Annotated in this window: 26 protein-coding genes; 8 read left to right on the forward strand and 18 right to left on the reverse strand. The window is 71.9% G+C overall.

The window, feature by feature from the left end; genetic code table 11:
* Positions 1 to 230 precede the first annotated feature (230 nt).
* On the reverse strand, positions 231 to 1,328 hold the full coding sequence (gene bar, locus KIK09_RS16245; RefSeq protein ID WP_214320696.1) for a barbiturase: 1,098 nt from the start codon (positions 1,326 to 1,328) through the stop codon (positions 231 to 233).
* A 2-nt stretch (positions 1,329 to 1,330) separates the two neighbouring features.
* A complete protein-coding gene (locus KIK09_RS16250; RefSeq protein ID WP_308164128.1) occupies positions 1,331 to 2,257 on the reverse strand; it encodes a carbamate kinase in 927 nt (308 codons plus the stop codon).
* A 71-nt stretch (positions 2,258 to 2,328) separates the two neighbouring features.
* On the opposite strand from KIK09_RS16250, the gene KIK09_RS16255 reads away from it, so the two are divergent.
* The 3 genes from KIK09_RS16255 to KIK09_RS16265 are packed head-to-tail and all read left to right on the forward strand — an operon-like array spanning position 2,329 to position 4,670.
* Complete coding sequence (locus tag KIK09_RS16255) at positions 2,329 to 2,982, forward strand: alpha/beta fold hydrolase (protein WP_214320045.1); 654 nt, start codon at positions 2,329 to 2,331, stop codon at positions 2,980 to 2,982.
* Between the two features lie 10 nt (positions 2,983 to 2,992).
* A complete protein-coding gene (locus tag KIK09_RS16260; RefSeq protein ID WP_214320046.1) occupies positions 2,993 to 3,628 on the forward strand; it encodes a TMEM175 family protein in 636 nt (211 codons plus the stop codon).
* A complete protein-coding gene (locus KIK09_RS16265) occupies positions 3,612 to 4,670 on the forward strand; it encodes an FUSC family protein (protein ID WP_308164129.1) in 1,059 nt (352 codons plus the stop codon). The genes KIK09_RS16260 and KIK09_RS16265 overlap by 17 nt, the downstream gene beginning before the upstream one ends.
* Before the next feature lie 251 nt (positions 4,671 to 4,921).
* Here the strand turns inward: KIK09_RS16265 and KIK09_RS16270 are convergent, their stop codons facing one another.
* Positions 4,922 to 5,461, reverse strand: a complete 540-nt coding sequence (locus KIK09_RS16270; RefSeq protein WP_214320047.1) for a TetR/AcrR family transcriptional regulator — start codon at positions 5,459 to 5,461, stop codon at positions 4,922 to 4,924.
* A gap of 74 nt (positions 5,462 to 5,535) precedes the next feature.
* Between KIK09_RS16270 and KIK09_RS16275 the strand changes: the two genes are divergently transcribed.
* Positions 5,536 to 6,537 (forward strand): aldo/keto reductase, encoded by a 1,002-nt coding sequence (locus KIK09_RS16275; RefSeq protein WP_214320048.1) that lies wholly within the window; start codon positions 5,536 to 5,538, stop codon positions 6,535 to 6,537.
* A gap of 242 nt (positions 6,538 to 6,779) precedes the next feature.
* On the opposite strand, the gene KIK09_RS16280 is transcribed toward KIK09_RS16275, so the two are convergent.
* Genes KIK09_RS16280 through KIK09_RS16290 form a run of 3 tightly spaced genes read right to left on the reverse strand, consistent with a single transcriptional unit; the run spans position 6,780 to position 8,235 of the window.
* The gene (locus tag KIK09_RS16280) at positions 6,780 to 7,388 is read right to left on the reverse strand and encodes a dihydrofolate reductase family protein (protein WP_214320049.1); all 609 of its coding nucleotides are present in this window, start codon (positions 7,386 to 7,388) and stop codon (positions 6,780 to 6,782) included.
* A gap of 29 nt (positions 7,389 to 7,417) precedes the next feature.
* Entirely contained in the window at positions 7,418 to 7,894 is a 477-nt protein-coding gene (locus KIK09_RS16285) for an SRPBCC family protein (protein WP_214320050.1), read from the reverse strand.
* Positions 7,891 to 8,235, reverse strand: coding sequence for an ArsR/SmtB family transcription factor (locus KIK09_RS16290; RefSeq protein ID WP_214320051.1), 345 nt, complete (start codon positions 8,233 to 8,235; stop codon positions 7,891 to 7,893). Before KIK09_RS16290 ends, KIK09_RS16285 begins: the two co-directional genes overlap by 4 nt.
* Positions 8,236 to 8,625: 390 nt before the next feature.
* Here KIK09_RS16290 and KIK09_RS16295 point away from each other — a divergent pair, with 390 nt between their 5' ends.
* A complete protein-coding gene (locus tag KIK09_RS16295; RefSeq protein WP_214320052.1) occupies positions 8,626 to 9,129 on the forward strand; it encodes a GNAT family N-acetyltransferase in 504 nt (167 codons plus the stop codon).
* Between the two features lie 71 nt (positions 9,130 to 9,200).
* Here the strand turns inward: KIK09_RS16295 and KIK09_RS16300 are convergent, their stop codons facing one another.
* Together KIK09_RS16300 and KIK09_RS16305 are read right to left on the reverse strand one after the other, a co-directional pair.
* Positions 9,201 to 9,560, reverse strand: coding sequence for a nuclear transport factor 2 family protein (locus KIK09_RS16300; RefSeq protein ID WP_214320053.1), 360 nt, complete (start codon positions 9,558 to 9,560; stop codon positions 9,201 to 9,203).
* 25 nt (positions 9,561 to 9,585) lie between these two features.
* Positions 9,586 to 10,371 (reverse strand): SDR family oxidoreductase, encoded by a 786-nt coding sequence (locus tag KIK09_RS16305; RefSeq protein WP_214320054.1) that lies wholly within the window; start codon positions 10,369 to 10,371, stop codon positions 9,586 to 9,588.
* Between the two features lie 108 nt (positions 10,372 to 10,479).
* Here KIK09_RS16305 and KIK09_RS16310 point away from each other — a divergent pair, with 108 nt between their 5' ends.
* Positions 10,480 to 10,989 carry a winged helix-turn-helix transcriptional regulator gene (locus KIK09_RS16310; protein ID WP_214320055.1) on the forward strand — a complete coding sequence of 170 codons (510 nt, stop codon included), beginning with the start codon at positions 10,480 to 10,482 and terminating at the stop codon, positions 10,987 to 10,989.
* Positions 10,990 to 11,414: 425 nt separating this feature from the next.
* Here the strand turns inward: KIK09_RS16310 and KIK09_RS16315 are convergent, their stop codons facing one another.
* Both KIK09_RS16315 and KIK09_RS16320 read right to left on the reverse strand, forming a co-directional pair.
* Positions 11,415 to 11,855, reverse strand: a complete 441-nt coding sequence (locus KIK09_RS16315; protein WP_214320056.1) for an alpha/beta fold hydrolase — start codon at positions 11,853 to 11,855, stop codon at positions 11,415 to 11,417.
* Positions 11,852 to 13,018 carry an FAD-binding oxidoreductase gene (locus tag KIK09_RS16320; protein WP_214320057.1) on the reverse strand — a complete coding sequence of 389 codons (1,167 nt, stop codon included), beginning with the start codon at positions 13,016 to 13,018 and terminating at the stop codon, positions 11,852 to 11,854. Before KIK09_RS16320 ends, KIK09_RS16315 begins: the two co-directional genes overlap by 4 nt.
* 90 nt (positions 13,019 to 13,108) lie before the next feature.
* Here KIK09_RS16320 and KIK09_RS16325 point away from each other — a divergent pair, with 90 nt between their 5' ends.
* The gene (locus KIK09_RS16325; RefSeq protein ID WP_214320058.1) at positions 13,109 to 15,721 is read left to right on the forward strand and encodes an ATP-binding protein; all 2,613 of its coding nucleotides are present in this window, start codon (positions 13,109 to 13,111) and stop codon (positions 15,719 to 15,721) included.
* Between the two features lie 233 nt (positions 15,722 to 15,954).
* Here KIK09_RS16325 and KIK09_RS16330 read toward each other — a convergent pair whose 3' ends face one another.
* Genes KIK09_RS16330 through KIK09_RS16360 form a run of 7 tightly spaced genes read right to left on the reverse strand, consistent with a single transcriptional unit; the run spans position 15,955 to position 22,712 of the window.
* Entirely contained in the window at positions 15,955 to 17,967 is a 2,013-nt protein-coding gene (locus tag KIK09_RS16330; protein WP_214320059.1) for a hypothetical protein, read from the reverse strand.
* Positions 17,964 to 18,461, reverse strand: a complete 498-nt coding sequence (locus KIK09_RS16335) for a sigma-70 family RNA polymerase sigma factor (RefSeq protein WP_214320060.1) — start codon at positions 18,459 to 18,461, stop codon at positions 17,964 to 17,966. The genes KIK09_RS16330 and KIK09_RS16335 overlap by 4 nt, the downstream gene beginning before the upstream one ends.
* A 34-nt stretch (positions 18,462 to 18,495) precedes the next feature.
* On the reverse strand, positions 18,496 to 18,891 hold the full coding sequence (locus KIK09_RS16340) for a UCP033725 family protein (protein ID WP_214320061.1): 396 nt from the start codon (positions 18,889 to 18,891) through the stop codon (positions 18,496 to 18,498).
* On the reverse strand, positions 18,888 to 19,334 hold the full coding sequence (locus tag KIK09_RS16345) for a hypothetical protein (protein WP_308164130.1): 447 nt from the start codon (positions 19,332 to 19,334) through the stop codon (positions 18,888 to 18,890). The genes KIK09_RS16340 and KIK09_RS16345 overlap by 4 nt, the downstream gene beginning before the upstream one ends.
* A gap of 9 nt (positions 19,335 to 19,343) precedes the next feature.
* Positions 19,344 to 20,138, reverse strand: coding sequence for a carbon-nitrogen hydrolase family protein (locus KIK09_RS16350; protein ID WP_214320062.1), 795 nt, complete (start codon positions 20,136 to 20,138; stop codon positions 19,344 to 19,346).
* Positions 20,098 to 21,033, reverse strand: coding sequence for a DUF418 domain-containing protein (locus tag KIK09_RS60025; protein ID WP_214320063.1), 936 nt, complete (start codon positions 21,031 to 21,033; stop codon positions 20,098 to 20,100). Before KIK09_RS60025 ends, KIK09_RS16350 begins: the two co-directional genes overlap by 41 nt.
* Complete coding sequence (locus KIK09_RS16360; RefSeq protein WP_214320064.1) at positions 21,009 to 22,712, reverse strand: alpha/beta hydrolase; 1,704 nt, start codon at positions 22,710 to 22,712, stop codon at positions 21,009 to 21,011. The genes KIK09_RS60025 and KIK09_RS16360 overlap by 25 nt, the downstream gene beginning before the upstream one ends.
* Positions 22,713 to 22,737: 25 nt before the next feature.
* On the opposite strand from KIK09_RS16360, the gene KIK09_RS16365 reads away from it, so the two are divergent.
* Positions 22,738 to 23,904, forward strand: coding sequence for a pyridoxal phosphate-dependent aminotransferase (locus KIK09_RS16365; protein ID WP_214320065.1), 1,167 nt, complete (start codon positions 22,738 to 22,740; stop codon positions 23,902 to 23,904).
* Positions 23,905 to 24,147: 243 nt separating this feature from the next.
* Here the strand turns inward: KIK09_RS16365 and KIK09_RS16370 are convergent, their stop codons facing one another.
* On the reverse strand, positions 24,148 to 25,638 hold the full coding sequence (locus tag KIK09_RS16370; RefSeq protein WP_214320700.1) for a carboxyl transferase domain-containing protein: 1,491 nt from the start codon (positions 25,636 to 25,638) through the stop codon (positions 24,148 to 24,150).
* Positions 25,639 to 25,667 lie beyond the last annotated feature (29 nt).

The following is a 25,667-nucleotide window of genomic DNA, read 5'->3' on the forward strand; positions in this document are numbered from 1 at the left end:
ACCATAGGCTTTCCCGTCCCGGATTCCCCGCGTTCCGGAGATCACCCGGCGGGTTTCCGGGAGACCACCCAGGCCGGTTGCCAGGAATCCACCCAGACCGATACCGCGCGCCGTTGCGGCGGGCGACCGTCACCGACTCGCCGGAAGCGCCGGGCTGGGGTCCTCAGCCGGAGTACGGCGGGCGGCCGATAGGGCGGCCCGCCGTACGAGGCGCTCGATCTTGTCCGGAATCACCCGTGGTCGGCGATGGCGGCGACGGGGCCGCCGCCGGAGGGGCCCTGGTGGACGGCGGCGACCGAGACGAAGACCGCCGGGTCGCCCGTGACCGAGGCCGCGACACCGCCGACCGTGGCCTTGATCTGCCTGTGCCAGTGCACGTCGGAGTCGTCGAGCATGATGTTGCGCCGCCCGCGCACCCTGCCCGAGGGGTCGGCCTCGCACTTCATGAAGACGTTGACGAGCCGGTCGCCCAGGTCGGAGGGGTGGGGCCGGTCGGGCAGCGGGATGCCCGAGTCGCGGATCGCCTCCCAGATGCCGTCGGCGTCCAGGGCGTCCTTCATGACGCTGTGGCCGATGCGGTAGCGGCCGCCGATGCCGCGGACGTTGCCGACCAGGACGATCTGCGCCCTGTCCAGCTCCACGCCTGACGAACAGGACGCGACGCTGCTGTAGAGGGACAGGTCGTGGAAGATCTGGTCGGCGCCGGGCATGTCGATCTCGCCGAGGGCGACCGCGATGCCGAGGGCCGTGGTGGCGTTCGACAGGTCCATCGACGGGCCCGTCTCCTCGATGGCGGTGTCCTTGCCACGGTTCTTGGCGTCGGTGATGGTGGCCAGCGTGAGCAGCGGCGTCTTGGTCTGCACGTAGTGCACGTCGCGCGGGTCGTCGATCCCGGCGATCTTCATGGCCTCGCGGACCCCGGCCGCGACCTTCTCCACCATCGCCACCCGGCCGATGTCCTCCGGCAGGATCACGTCGCTCATCGCCACGCCCACCGACACGCGCGGCTCGTCGGAGGCCGGCGCCTTGGCCGGGTCGACGGTGGCGAAGACGGTGGCGTGCGGGCTGAGCACGCCGTCGGTGCCGCCGGACCACACCAGCGGCACGCTCTCCGGCGCCGGATGCCCCTTGGCCGCCAGGACCCCGCGGAAGGCCTGGTCGGCCAGGATCCTGGTGTAGTCGTTCACCCCGCCGTTGCCCTCGGTCTTGCCGACCACGGCCAGCACCCGGCGGGCCTCGATCACCCCGTCGTCGATCAGCCTTTCCAGGCCGGAGGCGTCGGTGACGCTCTCGATCGGGACTTTCCTTATTTCTATGGGATCCGCCATGCTCACGTGACTCCTGCCCTGTCGGGTTCTACCTGTGTCCCCGTCTCCAGGGACATGGCTCGCTCGATTCCTGCCAGCGAGGTGATCACCGCCCGGCTGCCGCCTTCGTCGACGAACCGCAGCGCCGCCTCCACCTTGGGACCCATGCTGCCCCCGGCGAAATACCCAGCCGCGTGAAGAACACGCAGTTCACCGGCGGAAATCCGGCCGATCGGCCGGGGATCGGGTCCGCCGTACCCGATCACGGCGTTGGGCACGTCGGTGGCGATGAGCAGCACCGTGGCGCCCACGGACCGGGCCAGCAGCGCCGCGGCGAGGTCCTTGTCGATGACCGCCTCGATCCCGGCCAAGGTGCCGTCGGCCTGCCGTACGACGGGAACTCCCCCGCCGCCGGCGGCCACCACCGTGTAGCCGGCCTCCATGAGCACCCGCACCGCGTCGGCCTCGAGGATCTCCAGCGGGTGCGGCGAGGCGACCACCCTGCGCCAGCCGCGCTCGAAGCGGCGCCAGCTCTGGCCGAGCGCCTGGAACCTGCGGGCCTCGTCCCCGGAGAAGTAGCGGCCGATGGGCTTGGTCGGTTCGGCGAACCCGGGGTCGGCCGGGTCGACGAGGGTCCTGGTGACCACGGTGGCCACGCCGGGGCCGAGCGCGTTCATGATCAGCGTGCCGATGGTGGCCTGCGTCTGCGCGCCGCACCAGTCGAGCGGCACCGGCGGCACCACCGCGGCGGCCAGCTGGTTCTTCAGCAGCAGGTTGCCGACCTGGGGCCCGTTGCCGTGGGTGAGGATCACCTGGTGCCCCTGGCCGAGCAGGGCGCGCACGTGCCCCATGGCCTCCTCGACGGCCGCCCGCTGGTCGCCGGGGGCGGCGCTGCCGTCGGGCGCGGTCATCGCGTTTCCGCCGAGGGCGATCAGTACCCGTTCAGCCACGCTCAGAACGCTACTGACCGACAGATCCGGGCTTCATGGGCAATGTCTGCCTAACATAGGCTCGCCGTGTGATGCGTGAAGCCACAACCAACGGGATCAAGCTCGTCTATCGGGAAGAGGGCTCCGAGGCGGATCCGCTGCTGGTCCTCCTGCACGGCAGGACGGCCGACCACAACAACTGGAACGGCATCACCCAGCACTTCGCCCGCCGCCACCACGTGCTTGTCCCGGACCTGCGCGGCCACGGCGCCAGCGACCACCCCGGCTCCTACGCGCTCACGGACATGGCCGACGACATCGCCGCGCTCCTGGCCGGACGGCGGGCCGTCGTGGTCGGCCACTCGCTGGGCGGCGTCGTCGCCTACGTGCTGGCCGCCCGGCATCCCGAGCTGGTCGAGCGCCTGGTGCTCGAGGACCCGGCGCCGCCGCTGCCGCTGACCGGGCGGGCGCCGATCGAGGAGGACGACTCGACCGGGTTCGACTGGCGGATGGTGCACGAGACCGAGAAGCAGTTCATCAGCCCGGATCCCGCCCTGGCCGGCGCGCTCGGCGGCATCACCGCGCCCACGCTGATCGTGTCCGGCGGCCCGTCCAGCCACGTCAGGTCCGAGCCGCTGGCCGAGCTGATCCCCGGGGCGGAGCTGGTCACGATCGACGCCGGACACCTGGTCCACGAGAACGCCCGGGCCGACTTCGTGGCGGCCGTTGACCGTTTTCTCCCTTAACATCTGCCGAGTGACTGACGCCAAGCCGCATCCCGGTCTGACCCCCGAACGCGTGAGCATGTTCACCGACGCGGTCCTGGCGATCGCGATCACGCTGCTGGCCCTGGAGATCCCCCGCCCGTCCGAGAAGGACCTGGAGGACCTCGGCAGGTTCCTGAGCGAGCAGAGCGGCGCCTTCTTCGCCTTCGCGCTGGCCTTCGTCATGCTGTGGTTCGCCTGGCGCGCCCACCACACGCTGCTCGACCAGTTACGCGAGGTCTCCCAGGCGACGCTCGCGGTGCACGTCCCGCTGCTGCTGTTCGCCGCCTTCCTCCCCTACACCACCCACCTGTTCGGCGAGGCCGGTGCCATCCCCAGGTCGGCGCCCATCGCGGTCGCCATGTTCTCCGGCACCGAGGCCGTGATCATGATCTGCCTCGCCCTGCTGTTCACGCTCACCGTCACCCAGAAGCTCCACAACGCCGACGCCGACGCCAGGCGCCTGGTCACCTGGGCCGCCGTCACCTGGGGCATCGGCCTGTGGTGGGCGCTCAGCGCCGCCACGGCCCTGCTCGGCAAGCCCGACATCGCGATCACGCTGTGGTGGATCACGCCCGTCGTCACCCTCGTGATCGCCCTGGTGCGGCGGCGTGCAAGGGTTTCGTGAACGGCTGAGCCGGTTCTGGCTCATGGCGCCCTCGATCGGGCAGTGCGCGGTCGGTGCGGCGCTGGCCTGGCTCGTCGCGCTGAACGTGCTCGGCCACCCGCGGCCGTTCTTCGCCCCGATCTCGGTGCTGATCTGCGTCGGCGTCGGGCTCGGCCAGCGGCTGCGCCGCGTGGCGGAGCTCGTCGTCGGGGTCAGCCTCGGCGTCGGCGTCGGCGACCTGCTCGTGTCGTGGATCGGGTCCGGGCCCTGGCAGCTGGCGCTGATCGTGGCGCTGGCCATGTCCGCGGCAGTGCTGCTCAACAGCGGCGCCCTGTTCGTCGCCCAGGCCGGCTCGTCGGCCGTGCTGGTGGCCACGCTGCTGCCCTCCACCGGCACCGGCGGGCTCGACCGCATGGCCGACGCGCTCACCGGCGGCGTCATCGGCGTCGCCATGGTCGCGCTGCTGCCCGCCAGCCCGTTCACCATCGCCGCCAAGCACGCGTCCGAAGTACTCGACGCGCTGTCCACCGCGCTCGAACGCGCCGCCGAGGCCATCGACAAGCACGACGTCGATCTGGCCGCCGAGGCACTGGAGGAGGCGCGCGGCACCCAGTCGGCGATCGAGGAGTTCACCCAGGCGCTGCGGACCAGCCGCGAGATCGCCACGATCTCGCCGCTCCACTGGCACCGGCGGGCCCGCCTGGCCCGCTACGAGACGGCCGCCACGCCCATCGACCACGCGCTGCGCAACGCCCGCGTCCTCGTCCGCCGCACGATTGCCGCCCTCGGCGAGCCCGCGCCGCGGCCCGCCTGGCTCGCCACGTCGCTGCGCGAGATCTCGGAGGCGGCGCTGCTCCTGCAGCTCGAGCTCGGCGCCGGGCGCGAGCCTGTGCTGGCCCGTCAGGCGCTGCTCGCGGTCGCGGGGCGGGCGCGGCCGGAGCGGCACGGCTTCTCCACCGACGTCATCACCGCCCAGCTCCGCTCCATCGCCGTCGACCTCCTCGAAGCCACCGGCCTCCCCCACCCGGACGCCACCGCCGCCCTCCCGCCCGCCGCTCCCTGACACTTCTCATACTTGCGAGTCCTGTACTTGCTGAGTCCTGTACGGCAAGCCGCCGCCCCCGGCCGCCCGCCGCACTCCGGCCGAGGACCCGCGCCCGGCGCTCCCGGCGAGTCGGCGCTCCTTGCCCGCCGTCACGGCGCTTCGGCAAGCAGGCACCACGGTCCCCCTGGCCCGCCGTACAGACGCCGACCTTCGCCGTACGCCATCCCACCGCCCCGGCGCCCAGGAGCGGCCGTACAGGGTCGGGGGTTTCAGGGGGTGGATCGGAGGCCGTCGAAGAGGATGGAGAGGGTGCGGGTGCGGAGGGGTTCGTCCCAGTTGTTGTGCTGGGCGGCGAGGCAGGCGGCGCTGAGGAGGCCGAGGACTTCGGGGAGCTGGGCGTCGGGGCGGATCGTGCCCTGGGTTTGGGCGTTGACGAGGATGGTTCGGATGCGGCCGCGTAGGTCGGGCGCACCGGCCTTGGGGTCTAGGCCCGAGCCGGCCAGGGCGTCCGCGAAGACCTTCTTGGTGGTGGCGTCCTCCACGACCTGGGTGAAGAAGTCGAAGAAGGCGGTGCCCGCGTCAGGCGCGGCGGCCAGTTCGTCGGCTCTGGCGGCCAGGCGGTGCAGGCGGTCGACCAGGATCGCCTGGTAGAGGGCCTCCTTGGTGGGGAACTGCCGGTAGATCGTGCCCACCCCGACCCCTGCCAGCTCCGCGACCGCGCGCATCGACGCCGACAGCCCGTCGCGCGCCAGCACGGTCTCGGCCGCCTCCAGCACCCGGGCGCGGTTGCGCTGGGCGTCAGCTCGCATAGGTCTCTCCATTGACAAGCGGAACGCGTGTTCCGTATGTTCCGGAACATCGGTTCCGATTCTAGGAGATTCTGGTGGAACACACGACCTTGGGCCGTTCCGGGCTGCGCGTCTCCCGGGCCTGCCTGGGCACGATGAACTTCGGCACCACGTACGGCCTGGCCGCGGCGGACGAGGCGGAGGCCGGGCGCGTCCTCGACGCCTTCCTCGAGGCCGGTGGCAACTTCGTCGACACCGCCGACCTCTACCACCGAGGCGAGACCGAGGAGATCCTCGGCCGCCTGCTCAAGGGCCGGCGCGAGCGGGTGGTGCTGGCGACCAAGGGCGCGATGCCCGTGGACGGCGAGGCCAGGGGATTGTCGCGCCGCCACCTGACCCGAGCGTTGGACGCCAGCCTGCGCCGCCTGGACACCGACTACGTCGACCTCTACCAGTGCCACCAGTGGGACCCGGCGACGCCGATCGAGGAGACGATGGCCACCCTGGACGGCTTCGTCCGGGCGGGGAAGGTGCGCTACCTGGGCTGCTCCAACTTCACCGCCGCCCAGATCGTGGAGTCCCAGTGGGCGGCGGCGACGCCGTTCGTCAGCCTGCAGCCGCAGTACTCGCTGCTGGCCCGGGTGATCGAGACCGAGGTCCTGCCGGTCTGCGAGCGGCACGGCCTGGGCACGGTCGTCTACGGCACCCTCGGCGGCGGCATCCTCGCCGGCCGCTACACCCCCGGCAGGGCCCCCGACCCCGACAGCCGGATGGGCCGCCTGCTCGGCTCGTCGATGCCCGGCGCGCGGCGCTGGGCGGAGATGCTCCTCACCGACCGCAACCTGGCCATCGCCGCCGAGGTGACCCGGGTGGCGTCCGAACTCGGGGCCGAGCCGGGACACGTGGCGCTGGCATGGGTGGCCCGGCGCCCCGGCGTGACCTCGGTACTCCTCGGCCCCCGATCCGTGGACCAGCTCCGGTCGAACCTCGCGGGCCTGGACCTCACCCTTCCGCCCGAGGTCGCCGACCGCCTCACCCAGCTCTCCGACCTCAACCTCACCCCGCAGGACGGCAGCCTCTTCCACCTCGCCCGCTGACCCCGGCCACACCCAGGCTCTTCGGTACGGCAGGCCCCGGGTGCCCGGCGCCTTCGGTAGGGAAGGCCCGAGGTCCGGGGATTTGGTGCGGCAGGCTCCCGGGTGCCCGGCTCAGGGCGGAGTCGTGGCGGCGGGGCAGCGTCACCGACTCGCCGGAAGCGCCGGGCTGGGGTCCTCAGCCGACGTACGGCGGGCGGCCGGTGGGGCGGCCCGCCGTACGAGATCGAGCCGAGCGAGTCAGGCTAGATGACGGAGCCGTAGAGCGGCTTGCCCGTCCACTCGTAGGTGAGGAAGGCGACGCCGGCGTCGGTGATGGTGGAGGCGGTGAGCTTGAGGCCCGCGGGCGTGGTTCCCTCGGCGAACAGGCGCTTGCCCTCGCCGAGCACCACGGGGAAGATCAGCAGGCGGTACTCGTCGACCAGCTCGGCCTGCTGGAGCGACCGCAGCAGGTCGCTGCTGCCCTGGACGAGGATCTCGCCGTCGGTGCGCTGCTTGAGCTCGGCGACCGTCTTGGCCGCCTCGCCCACGAGCACCTCGGTGTTGCGCCAGGTGGCGGTCATGGGCGACCTGGTGGTGACGTACTTGGGCATGCTGTTGATCTTGGCGCCGCCCTCCTCGTCGGGCACGTCGGGCCAGAACGAGGACAGGATGTCGTAGGACCTGCGCCCGAGCAGCATCCCGCCGGCGCGGTCGAGCATGTCGCCCATGATCTGGTTGAAGCCCTCGTCCACGTGCGGGGGCAGCCAGCCGCCGTGCGGGAAGCCGTTGGAGTCGTCCTCGCCGGGCCCGCCGGGACCCTGCATGATGCCGTCAAGCGACAGAAAGGTGCCGACCACGAGCTTGCTTGCCATGTTCACTCCTAGATCTGATTCCTCGTTCGTCAGAGCAGGGCGTCCATCTGGCCGACGGCCTGGGCGAACGCCTCCGGCGCACCCCAGCGCACGACGGTCTCCATGTGCTCGAGCGAGCTGAAGACGGAGCGCACCTCCATGCGGGTGCCACCGCCGTGCGCGACGAGCCGCACCCGCACCCGGGTGGTCATCCCGGACGTCGGCCGCCCGTGCTGATCCGCGAAGCCGTCGGTGAACTCCAGCGACCCCGGCGGCTCCACCGACGTGACCCGCCACCACCCGTGCGACCTGTCACCGTCGGGCCCGGTCATGAAGTAGGTGACCGTCCCGCCGGGGCTCAGGTCGTGCTCGAGCACGGTCGCCGGGTGACTCGGCGGCCCCCACCAGCGCTCCAGCCGCCGCGGGTCGGCCCACAGCCACCACACCCGCTCGACCGGCGCGTCGAACTCGGCGACCAGCGTGAGGGTCAGGTTGTCGAAGTCCTTGTCGACGCGTGTGACAGTCACCCGGGCCCCAGTTCGTCGTCGAGCAGGTGCGCCATCCGGTCGACCCGCCCGCGCCAGATCGCCTCGTACTCGTCGAGGGCCTGCCGCGCCCGCCGCAGAGCGGCGAGGTCCGTGCTGACGAGCTGCTCCCGGCCGCGGCGCTGCTTGCTGACCAGTCCGGCCCGCTCCAGCACCGCCACGTGCTTCTGCACCGCGGCGAAACTCATCGGATACCCCTCGGCCAGCCGCGACACGGACAACTCACCCCCCAGGCACTTCCGCAGGATGTCCCGCCGGGTGGCATCGGCCAACGCATGGAACAGCCGATCCACCACCTCGTCGCCCAGCTCTTCTACAACCATTTGGTTGCAGGTTAGCCTCACCTGTCGCCCGCTGTAAACCACATCCCAAAACCTGCGACACCCGGTACGGCGAGCCATGGGGACCGTGGCTGCGCGCCAAGCTCAAACGCATGGTCGGCCGACGCCATCGAACCCGAACCCGAGCTGATTCCACGGACATGAGCCGGCCCCACCTACGGGCGAGCACGGGCCACACCTTGGTGAGGCAGATGCATGTTCGTGCGAGATTTGACCCCATAGCGCTACTGGTCCGTGACAGGCCCGTGGACTGCCCCTCACGGTCCCCGACGCCGTCGTCCCGAAATTCAGGTGCTCGCCACGGACCGGTGCTCTACTGTCCGGAAAATGAATCTTCGCGGTGAGCAACCGGGCGACCGAGAATCCGTGCGGATGGTGCATCTGCAGGCGTTCGGTGACCACGGAGCCGTCGTGGGCGAACTCGTGGATACCCTGCGCGGCACGATCACACCTGACACGGGCATCTCGCTGGTGGCCGAGAACGCCGGACGGGTCATCGGCCACATCATGTTCACCCCCAGCCTGCTCGACGCGCCACGGCGGCTGGTCCAGGTGCAGGTTCTCAGCCCGCTGGCCGTGGCACCCGAGTATCAGCAGCAAGGCGTCGGATCGGCCCTGGTCCGGCGCGGCCTGGAACTGCTCGCCGAGCGCTCGGTTCCCCTCGCCTTCCTCGAAGGCGACCCTGGCTACTACCAGCGCTTCGGCTTCCAGCCAGGCAGCGTCCACGGGTTTCGTAAACCGTCCCTGCGCATACCTGACGCGGCGTTCCAGGTGATCAAGTTTCCCGGATACGAGCCATGGATGACCGGGACGTTCGTCTACTCCCAGCCATTCTGGCAACACGATGCCGTTGGTCTCCGTGACCCTGACGACTAGGCTTCCCAGCCATCCGGCGTCGCGGCAGGAAGTCTCTCTCATGGGCGGGAACAGGTGGTGTGGGAGCGGGCTCAGGGTTCGATGACGAGGTGTTCGATGACGTCGTCGCGCAGCGTGAACCGATAGCGGAGATCGATGGCGCCGCCGGGGAAGTTGCCTTCGAGGTGGTGTGTGGCGATGTAGTGGGCCGTGTCGGTCTCCTGAGCGTTCGTGAGGCGGATGGTGTAGGTGAATTCGGTGGCGGATCGGTCCAGCCACCGCTCAATCGCGGCGCTGCCCTGGTAGGTGTTGCCATCGTCGATCACTGTGGCGTCGTCGGTGAACGTCGTGACCGCGGTGGCGGTGTCGTGGGCGCGGTGCGCTGTGAGGTAGCGGGTGATCACCTCAGGCAGGTCGTCCGGGGTGATGGTCCGGGGCTGGTTGTCGTGCATGACGCTCCTGATGGTGGTGGCGGCTTCAGACGGTGGGGGTGGTGCCGCCGTCGATGACGTGTTCGGCGCCGACGATGGCCGAGGCGCGGTCGGAAACGAGGAAGGCGACGAGCTCGGCGACCTCCTCGGGCCGGTTGGGACGGCCGAGCGGGATGCCTCCCAGGGAGTCCATGAGCCGGCCCAGCGCCGCTTCCTGGCTGATGCCGGCGTCGAGGGCGATCCGGGCGACGAGGTTGTCGGCGGCCGAGGTCTGGACGAAGCCGGGCGAGACGGTGTTGACGCGGACGCCGTGCGGGGCGACCTGGTTGGCCAGGCCCTTGCTGTAGGTGGTCAGGGCGGCCTTGGCGGCGGCGTAGGCCAGGGTGCCGTTCCACAGCGGCATGCGGCGCTGGATCGAGGTGACGTGCACGATCGCGCCCTTGCCCGTGGCGATCATGTGCGGTAGGAGTGCGCGGTCCAGGCGGACGGCGGCCAGCAGGTTCGTGTTCAGCTCCCTTGCCCAGTCGTCCTCGCCGAGCGCGGCGAATCCTCCTGCCGGTGCCTCGGAGCCGCCAAGGGTGTTGACCAGGATGTCGACGCCTCCCACGCGGGCTTCCACCTCGGAGGCGACGTGAGCGGCGCCCTGAGCGGTGGACAGGTCGGCGGTGATGAACGTCTTCTCATCGACGTCGTCGGGGCGGCTGCGGGCGGTGACCAGCACGGTCGCGCCGGCCTCGGCGAGCCGTCGGGCGATCGCGGCTCCGGTGCCCTTGGTGCCGCCGGTGACCAGAGCGCGTCGGCCTTCGAGGGATTCGCTGATGGATCTGGCCACGTTGTGCTCCGTTCCCGGGCGCGGGTATACGAGGCGCCGCCCCCGGCTTGACTGCTAAAATAGAAGCTACTCACTTTGATTTTAGCAGTAACTGAAGGGATGGTCGCCGTGGCAAGCCGGATCAGGCTGGAGGACCGGGAGTGCCCGCTGTCCACGACGGTGGAACACGTTGGCGAGTGGTGGACACTGCTGATCCTCCACGATGCCTTCGACGGCTACACCCGCTTCGACCAGTTCCAGGAGAGCCTGGGCATCTCCTCCAGCATGCTCACCACCCGGCTGAAGACCCTGGTCGCGGACGGCCTGCTGGAGCGCCGGCCCTACCGGACCAGCCCCGTCCGGCACGAGTACGTACTCACCGAACTCGGGCTCTCCCTGCGCCCGGTGATCGTCGCCCTGGCCGCGTGGGGCAACTCCCGCCTCACGCCGACGGAGCGCAGCATGATCCTCGTCGACGCGCACAGCGGCGAGGAAGTCGATCCCGTCGTCGTCGACGCCAAAACCGGCCGCCGACTCGACGACAGCGTCGCCTACGTCTTCACCGCGGGCCCCGCAGCCAGCGACGCGATGCGCAGCCGCTACGCGGCACGGCCGGCCGTTCCCGCGGAAGAGGCGTAAGTCCCGCCCGTGATCGCGGGAGACCACAGCCGCGTTCCCAGGCGCCGGGGCGGCGAGACGACGCACGGCGGAGCCCGGCGCCATGTACGGCAGGCCAGGGCGGGCATCCGGGAGGGGCTTGAGGCGCCGGGGCGGCGACGCGAGAGCACGGCGGGTGGTGATCTCGGGAGGCCGCGTCCGAGCTCCTGCGCGGCGGGGCGGCGGGATGGTGTACGGCGAAGGTCGGCGCCCTGTGCGGCGAGCCGGGGAGACCGTGGTGCCTGCTTGCCGACGCGTCGTGGCGGCGGGCCAGGGGCATCGACTCGCCGGGAGCGCCGGGCGCGGGTCCTCAGGCGAAGTGCGGCGGGCGGCCGGTGGCGGTGGCTTGCCGTACCGGCCATGCGAGAGCTAGCGGCCGGAGGGCGCGTGGTCGACGAAGGCGAGAGCTAGCGGCCGGAGGGCGCGTGGTCGAGGAAGGCGTGTAGTTCGGCGGGCGTGTCGACGACCAGCGTGGGAACTGTGACGTCGGTCCAGCGGGTGGTGAGGAGGGCGGCGAGGAGGCGGTCGTGGTGGAGGGCGAGGCGGGTGATGCCCGGCAGGACGCGGGCCGCTTCGAGGGCCAGGACGGCTCCGGTGGCGTGACCGTAGACGGCTGCCGTGCCGCCGGCCTCGGAGATGAGGGCCTCCAGGTCCTCGATCTCGCGTTTGACGTGGTAGGGGGCGGTGTCGCCGCTGGCCCCGCAGCCGCGGCGGTCGTAGGTGTAGACCGTGAAGTGCGGGGCCAGCAGTGCGGCGGGTTCGCGATCGCCGACCAGGACGACCACGGGCCCGGAGCCGGTGCGCTCGTAGGCGATCGGGGTGCCGTCGGCGGACAGGACGCGGTTCATCTGATCGTGTGGCCGACGCTGAACAGGTGGGCGGGGTCGTAGGCGCGCTTGACCTCGGCCAGGCGGGCGTAGTCGGCGGCGGAGTAGGCCTCGGGCGTCCTGGTGGTGTCGGCGAGGAAGTTCAGGAACGCGCCGCCCTTGGGCAGGCCGGGCAGCGCGGTGTCCACGATCGCGGAGAACGTGGTGCTCCGGTGGCCGATCGGGCCGGCGTCGGGGCCGGTCGCCGACAGGGCGCCGCCCCAGTGGCGGATCTCGACCCTGGCCTGCTCGCCGGCGGCCAGCCAGACGTCCAGATCGCCGAGCTGGTCGAACAGCGCCAGGTGTCTGGCGGGCGTGCCGCCCATGGCGGCCCCGGCGAAGGCCATCTCCTTCAGCCCGTCGAGCACGCCGAGCGGCGCCAGCGAGGAGGGGTCCCCGGCGGCCATGACCTTGACGGCCGCCGACTCGGGGGTGAGCATCAGCGCGGTGCTGACGTGGTCGGGCGCGGACCAGGCGTAGTCCAGGTAGCGCTCGAGCAGGTCGGCCTTGCGCGAGGCGGGGAACTCCACGATGCCCGCCCACACCCGGCTCACCGGGTAGAGCCGGAACTCCAGCCGGGTGACCACGCCGAAGTTGCCGCCGCCGCCGCGCAGCGCCCAGAACAGCTCGGGGTGGCTGTCACGACTGGCCGTGACCAGGTCGCCGTCGGCGGTGACGATCTCGGCGCTCACCACGCTGTCGGCCGCGAAGCCGTGCAACCTGCCCAGCCAGCCCAGGCCGCCGCCCAGGGTGTAGCCGGTCACGCCCACGTCGCGGGAGGAGCCCGCGAGCGGCGCCAGCCCGTACGGCCGGGCCGCGTCGATCACCTGGCCCCAGCGGGCGCCGGGCCCCACCTTGGCCACCCCGCGAAGCAGGTCGATCTCCACCTGGTCCATCTCGGTGGTCTTCAGCAGCACGCAACCGTCGGCCGGCACGTGGGTGCCGTGCCCGGTGGCCTGGACGGCCAGCCGTACGCCGCGCTCGCGGGCCGCCAGCACCGCCGACCGCACGTCGGCCGCGCTCCTGGCCGGCACGATCAGCGCGGGGTGCGGGTCGAGGCCGGCGTGCAGCGCCTGGCGTGCCTCGTCGTAGCCGGGCTCGCCCGGCAGCAGGGTTCCGGTTCTTTCCACGATGTGCTGTGTCATGCCTCAACCCTCGCGAAAGCGGGCCCGCGTGCCATCCGTGGTCACCACGGATGCACTACGGAACCGTCCCGGATAGGTAGGTTGTTCTGCGTGGCTGAGGTGTCGGATCGCGAGGCGGAGGTGCTGGAGGCGCTGGGCGCGCACCTGACGAACGCGCAGATCGCCGGCCGATTGCACATTTCCGTGCGCACGGTGGAGAGCCACGTCTCCTCGCTGCTGCGCAAGTACGGCGTGCCTGACCGCAGGGCGCTGGCCGAGCTGGCCGCGGCCGCCGAGCCGTCGGGCGCGGTTCGCGGGATCCCGGCGGCGCGCACGTCGTTCGTGGGGCGCGACGGCGAGCGGGAGGCGGTGCTCGCGGCCTTCGAAGGGTCGCGCCTGGTGACGCTGCTCGGTCCCGGCGGGGTCGGCAAGACCCGGCTGGCCTCCGTGGTGGCCTCCGCCCTGCCGTACGGCGGGGCGTTCGTGGAGCTGGTGCCGGTCAGGGACGGGTTCGTGGCGCAGGCGGTGGCGGCGGCGTTCGGGGTGGCGGAGCGGTCGGAGCAGCCGCTCGAGGACGCCATCGCGGAGCGGCTCGGCAAACGCCGCACCCTGGTGGTGCTGGACAACTGCGAGCACGTGCTCGACGCGGTGGCCGCCTTCGCCGACCGGCTGCTGTCGGACTGCCCCGGCGTCAGGATCCTGGCCACCTCCAGGGAACGCCTGGGCATCCCCGGCGAACGCATCGTCCCTGTGACGCCGCTCCCCCTGGCTTCCGATGCGGAACGGCTGTTCCTGGACCGGGCTCAGGACGCCGATCCCGGGTTCGAGGCGCCGGCCTCGGTGATCGGGGAGATCTGCGCGCGGCTCGACGGGGTCCCGCTGGCGATCGAGCTGGCCGCGGCGCGCAGCGGGACGCTCGGGGCGGACGGGCTGCTCGCGGCGCTGGACGACTCGCTGCGGCTGCTGTCGGGCGGCCGCGGCGCCGCCGAGCGGCACCGGTCGCTCGGGGCGGTGCTCGGGTGGAGTTACGACCTGCTCGACGCGGAGGAGCGGGCGCTGTTCAGGCGGCTGTCGGTCTTCGTGGGCGGGTTCGACCTCGACGCGGTGACCGCGGTGGCGGCGGGCGGTGACCGGCTCGCGGCGGTCGACGTTCTGGCCCGGCTGACCGGGAAGAGCCTGGTGGTGCGCGCGGGGAGCCGGTGGCGCCTGCTGGAGACGGTCCGGGCCTTCGCCCTGGATCGGCTCGCCGACGAGGACGGCGGCGAGCGGGCGGAGACGCGGGCGCGGTATCTGCGGTGGGCCGCGGACACGGCTTGCGCGCTGCGTGACCGGCTCGGCGGGGAGTGGCGTGACGACTTCGACGCCGTGGTCGACGACCTGCGCGCCGCCCTCACCCTCGCCGCCCCCGAACCATCGGCGACGGCGCACCGGCTGGCGCGGGGGCTGGGGCGGCTGGCGTATGCGCGGCGGTTCCTGAAGGAGGCGCGCGAGCGGTTCCTGCAGGCCGCCGCGCTGGCCCCCGACCCGGCCGAGGCGGCCGGGGATCTGCGGAGCGCGGCCGACATCGCCGTGGCCACGGCCGCGGCGGGGAAGGCGTTCGAGCTGCTGCTTGACTCCGCCGACAGGGCCGAAGGGAACGCCAGGGCGAGCGCGCTGGCCCAGGCCGTGATCGTGGCGACCCGGCATCCGGGGTTCGGGTTCGACAACCCGGCGGGGCCGGATCGGCTCGCCGTACTGGAGAAGCAGGCCCACGAGGCGGCCGGCCCGCACGACCCGGCGGTCGCCGCCTACCTGGCCGCGGCGGCCGCGTGGACCGCGGCCTGCCGCGACACCGCGCGGGCGGGGGCCGCGCTCGAGGCCGCGCGTGCCACCGGCGATCCGGTGCTGATCAGCGGGGCGCTGGACGCGCAGCTGTCGACCGCCGCCAGGAACGGCCGCCTGCGCGAGGCGCACGCCCTGGCCAGGGAGCGCCTGGACCTGCTGCCCGAGCTGGACAGGAACGACCCGCGCGCCGCCATCGAGATCGTCGACACCTACCACGCTGCCTCCTCCTACGCCGTCGCGGTCGGCGACATCGGCGAGGCTCTGGCGGTGGCGCGCATGGTCATGGCCGACGACCTCATCGGCAGCCACCTGGCGATCGCGCTGACCAAGTTCATCCCGCCGCTGGTGCTTGCGGGGCAGTTCGAGGAGGCGCTGGGCCACTCCGGCGCGATGTGGGAGTCGCGGGAGCGGGCGGGCAGCCGGCCGGGCAACTGGCTGTCGTTCTCGCTGGCGGCGCTCAGCCTGGCGCAGGGGCTGCGGGACGAGGAGGAGCAGTCGCGGCTGTGGCGGGACCGCGCCACGGCGCTCGGCGCGTCGGCGACCTCGCGCGAGCTCGGCCCCTTCCTGGCCTTCGTCGACGCCCGCCTGGCGGTGCACACGGGCCGCCACGAGGACGCCGCCGCCCTGGTGGAGGGCGCCTTCGCCGACTTCGTCCCCGGCCGGTTCGACCGTTACGCCCGCGCGGCCGGCGCCGAACTCGCCGTCGCCGCGGGCCTCGCCGACGCGCCCGCCCGCCTGGAGGCGGCCGCGGACGCCGCCCACGACAACGACTGGGCCGCCGCCTGCCTCCTCCGCGCCCGCGCCCGCCTCACCGGCGACCCGGCCCTCGCGGAAGCCTCCGCCGCCCTCTGGTCCCGCATCGGCGCCACCTTCGAACACAGCGCCACTCTTGCTCTCTGATCCTGTACGGCGAGCCCCCGCCACCGGCCGCCCGCCGCACTTCGGCTGAGGGCCTCAGCCCGGCGCTTCCGGCGAGTCGTCGCCGCTTGCCCGCCGTCACGGCGCTTCGTTCTCCGGGCACCGCGGTCGCCTGGCTCGCCGTACACGGCCTTCGCCGACGCCATGCGGCTGCGGGCCGTGCGGGTGGAGGAGGAGCTCTCCGAGCTCCTCCTCCACCTCGCCCACGCCGCCGGCTAGAAGAAGTCGTCCTCCTGGGGGCGGTAGGTCCACAGGACCGAGCCGTCGGCCCCGTAACCGGTGAACTGCATGCCGCGCCAGAACATCCCCTGCTTGCCCACCTTCTCGGGGATCTTCCCGGAGAACAGCGCCACCCCGTGACCCCACGGGTCAGGGACGGCGTCGGCCGTGGCCTGGCCGCCGCCGGGGAGGGTGACCGTGAGGCGGGTGGTGCCCGCGAGCGCGAAGCCGTACCAGACGTCCTTCTCGTACCCCCACCCGAGCGGGCGCTCGTCGCGGGCGAGGAGGCCGCTGAGCTTGCCGCCGGGGATGGCCTGGAAGGCGCGGGGCTGGTCCTTGCCGTCGCGCTGGAACTTCAGGCAGGGCCCGTCAAAGAGGTTGGCGACGAGACCGTCCCGCAGCGGCTGGCCCGCGGTGATGGGGCGCTTGTCGTCCCAGCACCAGGCCATGCCCTCCTGCCACATGTCCTCCAGTTGCCTGCCCTTGTGCTTGAAGGCGAAGGCGCCGATGCGCTCGTTCATGGCGGTGCGCACGTACCAGAGGGCGCTGGGGGTGTCCTTGCCGCGCGTGATGGTGGCGGGGATGCGGCGGCCGTCCTCGGTGACGGCATCGACGGACTCCAGGTCGTCGGCCGCGGGGCCGTAGAACAGACGGCTGCCGGGCAGCGGCAGGTAGCCCTCACGCCAGCCGGGACCCGAGCGCATACCGTGCTCGGATTTGAACGGTGAGCAGCCCGTGCCCACATTGCCGCCGCTGGCGCACAGGACCTGGCCCTTCTCCATCTTGGAGGTGGTGAACCAGAGCTTGACCGGTCCCTTGGGGAAGTCGTCGGTGCCGGGCACGGTGATGACCTCTCCGATCGGCGCGCCGTACAGCTCGTCGTCTTTCTGTTCGGGACGGGCGGGTATGTCCTTGCGCCACAGCAGCTTGCCGTCGGCATCGTAGCCGGCCTGCCGTACGCCCTGGGACCAGTCCGGGGGCGAGGTGAAGTAGGCGGGTCCCGTGAAGATGGCCAGGCCCAGGTTCCACGGGTCCGGCCTGGCCTGGAGTGTCAGGGGCGTGCCTGTGCCGAAGGTGATCTCGACCCTGGCGGTCCCCTGCTTGGCCACACCCCAGGCCACGTCTTGGTCGATATGCAGCTGCAGCGGTGTGTCCTTGTGGTCATCCATGTCCTTGAAGAGCGACTGCTTGTCCAGCTCCGTAAATCCCAGCTCCTTGCCCTGGCGGAACAGGAACAGCCGCTCGCCCTCGACGTCGTAGTCGTAGGGCTGCATGACCAGGCCGCCGGGAAGCGCGAGCGGCATCCCGGTCGGACGGCCACGGCGGCTCTCGTGCCGCAACATGGTGGGCGCGATACTCATGCCCTGCCGGCCCTTGTCGTCGACGAACTCCACCGTCTTGACCTGGTCGCTCGCGTTGAGGGTGACGGTCCAGATGGACCAGGGCGCGTCGGGGAAGGCGTGCACGGTGCCGTCGATGCGGCGGCCGTCGTCGGTGACGGCGGTCACCTTGGCCACGTCCGTGCTGGCCAGGCCGTAGTCGACGTAGCTGGGAGAGGTGTCGGTGCGGGTGGTGCCCTCGTACCAGCCGCTGCGCTCCAGCCGCCATATCGGCGGGTAGCACGTGCCGTACGGCTCGTCCTTGGCCTGTTCGACCATCGTGCAGAACTCCGGGTCGCCGAGCTTGGTGCGGGCCATCCACAGCCGCAGCGGCCTGCCCTCGGCCGGGTTGTCCACCAGCACCTGCTCGCCGGCGAGGGTCAGCCCCTGCATGAGCTTTTGGTACAGCTCGTCGGTGTCGCCCGCGGTCTTCCTGCCCAGGCCCCCGTTGACCAGGACAGGAACGACGAGCGCGATGGCGATCACGGAGGCGATCGCCAGCAGCCACCGGCCGCGCCCCCGCGGCGGCCGGATGCGGCGCTGGACGTCCAGCCAGGCGCGCGGCGAGGTGTCGAAGGTCTGGGCGCGCGCGTCGAGTGCGGCCTTGAGCCGCTGTTCCAGGGTGTTCACGCGTCCTCCTCCTTCAGTGCCTTGCCGAGCGCGGCCAGGCCGCGGCTGGCGTGCGTCTTGACCGAGCCGGACGAGACGCCCATGGCCTGGGCGATCTCGCGTTCTGACAGGTCCAGCCAGTAGCGCAGCACCAGCGCCTCGCGCTGGCGGCGCGGCAGCCGGTCGAGCGCGGCGAGCAGTTCGCGGTGCTCCTCCGCCACGAGGACGGCGTGCTCGCTGCTGCGTGCGTGTTCCGGCGGGTCGGGGCGGCGCAGCCGGACGAGCCTGAGGTGGCGCAGCCGGTTGCGGGTGAGGTTGCAGACCGTGGCGCGCAGGTAGCCCAGGGCGGCGCCGTCGTCGCGCAGGCTGCGGGTGGTGAGCCTGGCGAACGCCTCCTGGGCGATGTCCTCAGGGTCGTCGGCGCCGAGCAGCCCCGCCAGCCGTACCAGTGACTGGTACTGGGCGGCGAACAGCGCGGCGAAGGTCGGCTGCTCCACGCTAGGGGAGTCGATCACGCTCTAAAAGACACGCGGAGACGGCGTCGGTTGACTACGGGACGGGAATTCGTTCGACGCGGATGGAGAAGACCTCCTCGCGCGGCACGACGACCTCGTAGGCGCCGTGGTCGACCATCCAGTAGCCGAGCGCCTCCGCCTTCATGCCGCTGTGGCCGGTGTAGGCGATGTGCAGGCCGTCCTCGTCCTCGTCGAGGACGATGCACGGCTCGCCGCCGAAGGCCGCCACGGTGCGGATCAGCACCAGCCACTCCAGTTGCGCGCGGCGCACGGTGCGCCGCCAGTAGCCGGAGACCGCCTCGAAGCCGTCCAGCTCCTCCTCGCTGAACAGCACGACCTGGTCGTTCTCCGGGCCGAGCGCGGCCGGCAGCGTCAGCTCACCGAACCGGGCGACGAACCCCGAAGCGACCGGGGTGATCTCTTCACTCATGCGGCGGGCCGCCAGGTCAGCCCGTCGTACTCGGCGAAGGCCCGCTCCTGCTCGCCGCGCAGGTGCACGATCGTCGCCCCGGCGGGGATCGGCATCGGCGTGGTGTGGAACTGCGGCACCACGTGCTCGCGCGAGGTGGTGAACCCGTTGCCGGCGAACGGCGGCGCGTCGCTCCAGTCGCCGCCCATGTGCGGCCCGTACGGCACGGCGTAGCTGTCGACGTCGCGCGCGTACCACCGCATGAGGTACAGCTCCGGCACGCCGGCGGTCAGCTCGGACCCGTCGAAGGACAGGTCGAGGGCGTGGAAGAGCTGCCGGGGTGTGGTCAGCCGCGCGCAGTCCTGCACGCGGTAGACGTAGCCGGAGATGACCGTGCGCTTGCCCGACAGATAGGGCACGAGCAGACGCGGCGGTACCACCTTCTGCATCTGCGTTCCGCTCACTGTTCCACTTTACGGTCGCTTGACCCCGAGTACTCGATGTTCAAGGCAGGGCAGGGTCTTCCTGGCCGCCGCCACGGTCTCCTGATCGACTTCGACGAGCTGGACGCCCGGCGGGGTGCCGAGGTCGGCGCGGACCACGCCGAGCGGGTCGACCAGCATGCTGCGGCCGACACCGAAACCGTCCTTGGACTCGGCCGGGTTGGGCGCCTGGCCGACGGCGGCCGTCCACATGGTGTTCTCCAGCGCGCGGGCCCTGACCAGGGTCACCCAGTGGTCCTCCTTCAGCGGCCCTGAACCCCAGTTGGCGATCACCGCGAACAGCTCGGCGCCCCGGTCGACCAGTTCCCTGGCCAGTTCGGGGAAGCGCACGTCGTAGCAGGTGATCAGCCCGATCCTGAGCCCGGCCAGCTCCACCACGGCGGGTTCGCTGCCGGGTACGACCAGCTCGGACTCCTTGGAGTTGAACGCGTCGAACAGGTGGATCTTCCGGTAGGCGGCCCGCACCTCGCCGTCCGCGTCCAGCGCGACCGCCGTGTTGTGCACGCGCCCGCCCTCGCCGGGCTCGAACACGCCGGCGATCACGGCCAGCCCGTGCGCGCGGGCGGCCTCGGCCACGCCGGTGACGAACGGCCCGTCGAGCGGCTCGGCCACGTCGAGCATGTGCCTGCCGTACCGGGTGAGGGTGGCTTCGGGGAAGATGGCCAGGTCGGCCCCTTCGGCCCTGGCCAGCGCCTCGCGCACCCGCTTGAGGTTGGCGGCCGGGTCAGGGGACACCGGGATCTGGCAGAGGGCGATTGTCGTCACGGCCAGACCTTAACCGATTCGGCACCCATCGAAACCAGGTCAGGCACCGCCAAACCCACTCGAGTGGGCCGTACCTGAACCTGCCGAGCCACCACCGGCTGGCGGCGAGCTGGGCCAGTACGGTGACCAGCGCGATCCCCACCACGGTCAGGCGCGTCGAGTCCTGGCGCTCCCAAGGCCCGGTGAGGAAGATCACCAGGGTGCCGGTGACGTAGTTGGTGAGCGCCATCCTGCCCAGCGCCTCCAGCGGCGCGGACCTGCCGACGAGCACCACGAACAGGCCGGCGTAGGCGGCGGCCCCGGCCAGGGCGGCGGTGCTGTAGTAGGCCCAGTCGCGGCTGACGAGCCAGAACACCGTCAGCATCGCCGAGGCGGCGGCCGCCACCACCGACACGGGCGTGAGCAGCCACCGCGGCGGCCGCAGCCGCATCAGCGCCATCCCGATGAGGAACAGGCCGGGGATCTCCAGCGCGCCGCCTCCCTCGAGCACCGACCAGGCCAGCGCGGCCACGCCCAGGAGCAGCACGGGGATCCCGCCTTCGAGGAAGGAGGCGGGCAGCAGCACGGCCGCGCCGTACAGGGCGTAGTCGCTGAGCACCTCGCCCTCGTAGAAGGTGTGCTGGACCAGCCCGAAGCACAGCAGCCAAAGCAGCCGCCGCAGCAGCACCCAGCGGCCGGCCCTGTCCTGGAACAGCACGAAGCCGATGCCGAACAGCAGCGAGAAGATCGGGTAGAAGCGGCTCTGTAACAGCGTGTCGACGGTCCAGTCGACGCCGGTGCGCGGCGTGTGCGGCGCGTGCTGCCAGGTGTTGACCAGCATGATCCCGCACACCGCGACCCCGCGGAGCGCGTCGAGCTCGCCGATGCGCCTCACATCGCCCAGGCGTACCACCACACCAGGAATCCTGCCGCGACCACGACGGCCGTGATCTGGGGCCAGCGTCTCTCACGCAGCAGCGCGACCGCCGCCAGCACGGCGGAGGCGGCGGCCAGGTAGCCGTAGTACGTGACCGCGGCGGGCAGGCCGACGGCCAGGGCGGTCTGGTTCTCGCTGATCATCGAGTAGACGCTCTGCGCGACCAGGCCGGTGAAGGCGACGCCCGCCAGGCCGGAGAAAGCGGTCAGCGCGCGGCCCCTGAGCCCGCCGACCACCAGCTGGAACAGCGACACCAGCGCGAACAGCGCGAACGGCGCACCCAGCCACGGCATCAGCGAGATCTGGTACGGCGCGCCGCTGGCGTGCACGTCGGCGGACGTCACTCGCGGGAACGCGGCCGAGGTCGCCGGATCGCACACGCCTTTCGCGCCCTCGGCGATGTCCGGGCTGTCCACGAACAGGGCGATCCGTCGCCTGGCGCACTGGTTGACCAGGAAGACCGCGTGGCTGGTGTTCGCGAACTCGATGAAGCGGCCGTTGGGCAGTGCCTCGGTGGCGGGCTTGGCCGTCCTCGCCGGGGTTGTGGGATCATCCTGGCCACCCACCACCAGGACAGGCGCCGTGGTCGTCGCGTTGACGGGCGCCGACCTGGGCAGCTTCCAGGCCGCGCACACCGCCCTGTCGCCGTTGACCGTGAACAGCCGCGACCTGGCGGTGACGCTGTTGAACGGCACCTCGTCCTGACACTGGACCGCGTGATACAGCCCGAACTCGTGCGATACCAGGCTCTGCCCCACCGCGTCGGCCAGCGGGCGCAGCAGCTCGTCGTGCCCGTCGGCGAGCGCGTCGATCAGCGCGGGCGCGACCGCGCTCATGTCGCTGTCGTGCATGCCCTCCGACAGGATCGTGGCCACCATGTCGCCGGTCATCCTGGCCGTGTAAGGCTTGTCCACGAGCGGGTCGACGGTCGGCACCTGCGCGGGGTGGGCGTTGAGCCTGGCCACCACCGCGTCGAAGCGGTCCCTGACCCCGAGCCTGGTCAGGACGTCGCGGAAGTTCCCCTCGGCATCGTCGTACCAGTTCACGCGCTCCGGCAGGAACGAGTCGAGCACGACCGACCGCACGCCCTTGGGGTCGGCGGCGGCCACGTCCAGCATCACCCGGGTGGAGTAGCTGACGCCGAACAGGTTCCACTGCGGGTAGCCGAGCGCCTGGCGCAGCGCCACCACGTCGGCCGCGATCTCCTTGGTGTTGTAGCCGCGCAGGTCCACGCCCTGCCGGGCCAGCCGCTCGCGGCACGTGGCGGCCGCCGCGCCCACGTCCGTGCCGCGCAGCATGGCCTCGGCCGTCTCGGGGCAGGACAGCACCGGGTCGGAGTACTTCGAGCCGCGCTGCTCGATCGTCACCACGTCGCGGTCGGGGAACATCTGGCTCATGAACGTGGTCAGCTGGATCGAGGCCGAGGCGGGGCCGCCGCTCATGTAGACGACGGGATCGGGCTTCCTGTCCTTGGCGGTCGAGCGGTGCACCGCGTAGCCGACCTTCGTGGTCCTACCAGGCGCGTCCCTGCGCTCGGGCACGACCAGGAACCCGCACGTCGTGTTCGCCGGGACGGCCACGGGGCAGGAGCGCGCCTCCGTCTCGGCGGGGACGGCCGGGACGGTCAGGGCGAGGGCTAACAGGAGCCTGATGATCACAGGTCGAGACTAATAGTCTGGGGCCGTGACTGAGCCTCTTGTTTCCAGGATGCGCGCGTTCGGCACGACGATCTTCCAAGAGATGAGCGCGCTGGCCGTCCAGACCGGATCCATCAATCTCGGCCAGGGGTTCCCGGACACCGACGGGCCCGCGGCGATGCTCGACTGCGCGGTGGAGGCGATCCGATCGGGCGCCAACCAGTATCCGCCGGGGCCCGGCGTGCCGGAACTGCGGCACGCGGTCTCGGAGCACCGTTCCGCCCACTACGGCTTGGACTACGACCCAGACGGCGAGGTGCTGGTCACGGTGGGGGCCACCGAGGCCATCGCCGCTTCCGTGCTGGCGCTGTGCGAGGCGGGCGACGAGGTCATCGCGTTCGAGCCGTACTACGACTCCTACGCCGCCTCCATCGCGCTGGCGCAGGCCCGCCTGGTGGCGGTGACGCTGCGGCCGGTGGAGGGGCGCTTCACCTTCGACCCGGACGAGCTGCGCGCCGCCGTCACGCCCAGGACGCGGGCCATCCTGGTCAACTCGCCGCACAACCCGACGGGCACCGTGTTCACCCGCGCCGAGCTCCAGGTCATCGCCGATCTGTGCCAGGAGCACGGGCTGACGGCCATCACCGACGAGGTCTACGAGCACCTGGCCTACGACGGCGTCGAGCACGTCCCGCTGGCCACCTTCCCCGGCATGCGCGAACGCACCGTGATGATCTCCTCGGCGGGCAAGACGTTCTCGGTCACCGGCTGGAAGACCGGCTGGGTCTGCGCGCCCCGGCCGCTGGTCAGGGCCGTGGCGACGGTCAAGCAGTTCCTCACCTTCACCGCCGGCGCGCCCTGGCAGCTCGCGGTCGCCTACGGGTTGCGGCACGAGCTGGACTGGGTGTCGGCCCTGCGCGCCGGCCTGCAGGACAAGCGCGACCGCCTCATGGAAGGCCTGTCGGCGGCGGGCTTCGACGTCCTCAAGCCCTCGGGCACCTACTTCGTGCAGACCGACATCCGCCCGCTCGGCTTCACCGACGGCCTCGAACTCACCCGCCGCCTGCCGTCGCTCGCCGGCGTCGTCGCCATCCCCACCCAGGTCTTCTACGACCACCCCGACCGGGGCGCCCACTTCGTCCGCTTCGCCTTCTGCAAGAAGGACGAGGTGATCGACGAGGCCGTCACCAGGCTGAAGCATCTGTCCGCGTAGTGCTCCTCTTTTGTACGGCGGGCCGCCGCCACCGGCCGCCCGCCGTACTCCGGCTGAGGGCCCGCGCCCGGCGCTTCCGGCGAGTCGGGGATGGTCGCCCGCCGTCACGGCGCTTCGGCAGGCAGGCACCACGGTCCCCACGGTCCCGCTGCCCCGCCGTCCAAGGCGCCGGACGACGGCCGTCCCCTCCTCGCCGACCCCGGCTCGTGACCGACGATTCGATCCCAGGAGCAATCAGACCTGTCAGGTGCCCAGGGTGCGGTAGCGGGATTGGCGGGTGGTGGCGCGGGTTGAGGGGGGCTCGGCCAGGAGGCCGATCAGTTCGTGTTCGAGGGCTTGGCCCACCCGGGCGCAGAAGGCCTCCGGCTCGTAGGCCGCGTCCGGGAGTTCGGGGATGACGCGGTCGACGATGCCGTCGCGCCGGAGGTCCGTGGCGCGGACGCCCTGGACCTGGGCGATCTCGGGGGCGAAGTCGACCGAGCGGTAGAGGATGGCCGAGGCGCCCTCCGGCGGGAGGGGCGAGAGCCAGGCGTGCTGGGCGCACAGGACGCGGTCGGCAGGGAGGAAGGCCAGGGCGGCACCCCCGGCGCCCTCGCCGAGCAGCAGGCAGACCGTGGGGGCGTCGAGCGCGACGAGGTCGGCCATGCAGCGGGCGATCTCGGCGGCCAGGCCGCCCTCCTCCGCGGCCTTGGACAGGGCGGCACCCGCCGTGTCGACGACCGTGACCAGGGGCAGGCCGAGCTCCGCGGCCAGGCGCATGCCGCGGCGCGCCACGCGCAGCCCGGCGGGGCCGAGGGGGGAGTTGGCCCGCTGCCTGCGGCGGTCCTGGCCGAGCACGACGGCGGGAGCCGTACCGAAGCGGGCCAGGGCGAGGAGCAGTCCCGGCTCGTTCTCGCCCTCGCCGCTGCCGTTGAGCGGCGTCACGTCGGAGGCGGCGAACTTCAGCAGCGTCCGCACGCCGGGCCGGTCGTCGCGGCGGGAGCGGGTGATCGCCTCCCACGCCTCGACCGGGCGCAGGTCCTCCTCGGGCGGGACGCCCCGCGAGAGCCCGGATTTCTCGGCGCAGAGCACGCTCAGCGCCCGGATCGCCACCGCGCGCGCGTCGTCGGCGGACACGACCGCGTCCACCAGCCCGTGCCGGTAGAGATTCTCCGCCACCTGCACGCCCTCGGGGAACGGATAGCCGTGCAGCGACTCGAACACCCGCGGCCCCAGGAACCCGATCAACGCCCCCGGCTCCGCCGCCGTCACGTGCCCCAGCGACCCCCACGACGCGAACACCCCGCCCGTCGTCGGATGCCGCAGATAGACCACGTACGGCAGGCCCGCCGCCCGATGCGCCTGGACCGCCGCCGTGACCTTGACCATCTGGACGAAGGCCAGCGCGCCCTCCTGCATCCGCGTCCCGCCGGAGGCCGGGGCCGCGAACAGCGGAAGCCGTTCCCTGGTGGCCCGCTCGACGGCGGCCGTGATCCGCTCGGCCGCCGCCACCCCGATCGACCCCGCCATGAACGTGAACTCCGAGACCACCACCGCCACCCGGCGCCCGCCCAGCGAACCCTCGCCGGTGATCACGGACTCGTCGTAGCCCGACTTGGCGCGCGCGGCGACCAGCTCGTCGGCATAGGAGGTGCCCGGTCCCGCCGGGTCGGCGGGCGGCGCGTCCCACGATTTCCACGATCCCTTGTCCAGGACCGTTTCGATCAGCGTGCGCGCGTCCGGACGGCTCACTATGTCTCCCTGCTCATCGGTCGCTCCCCCAC

The sequence above is a fragment of the Nonomuraea sediminis genome, from assembly GCF_018531495.1.
GTDB lineage: Bacteria > Actinomycetota > Actinomycetes > Streptosporangiales > Streptosporangiaceae > Nonomuraea > Nonomuraea sediminis.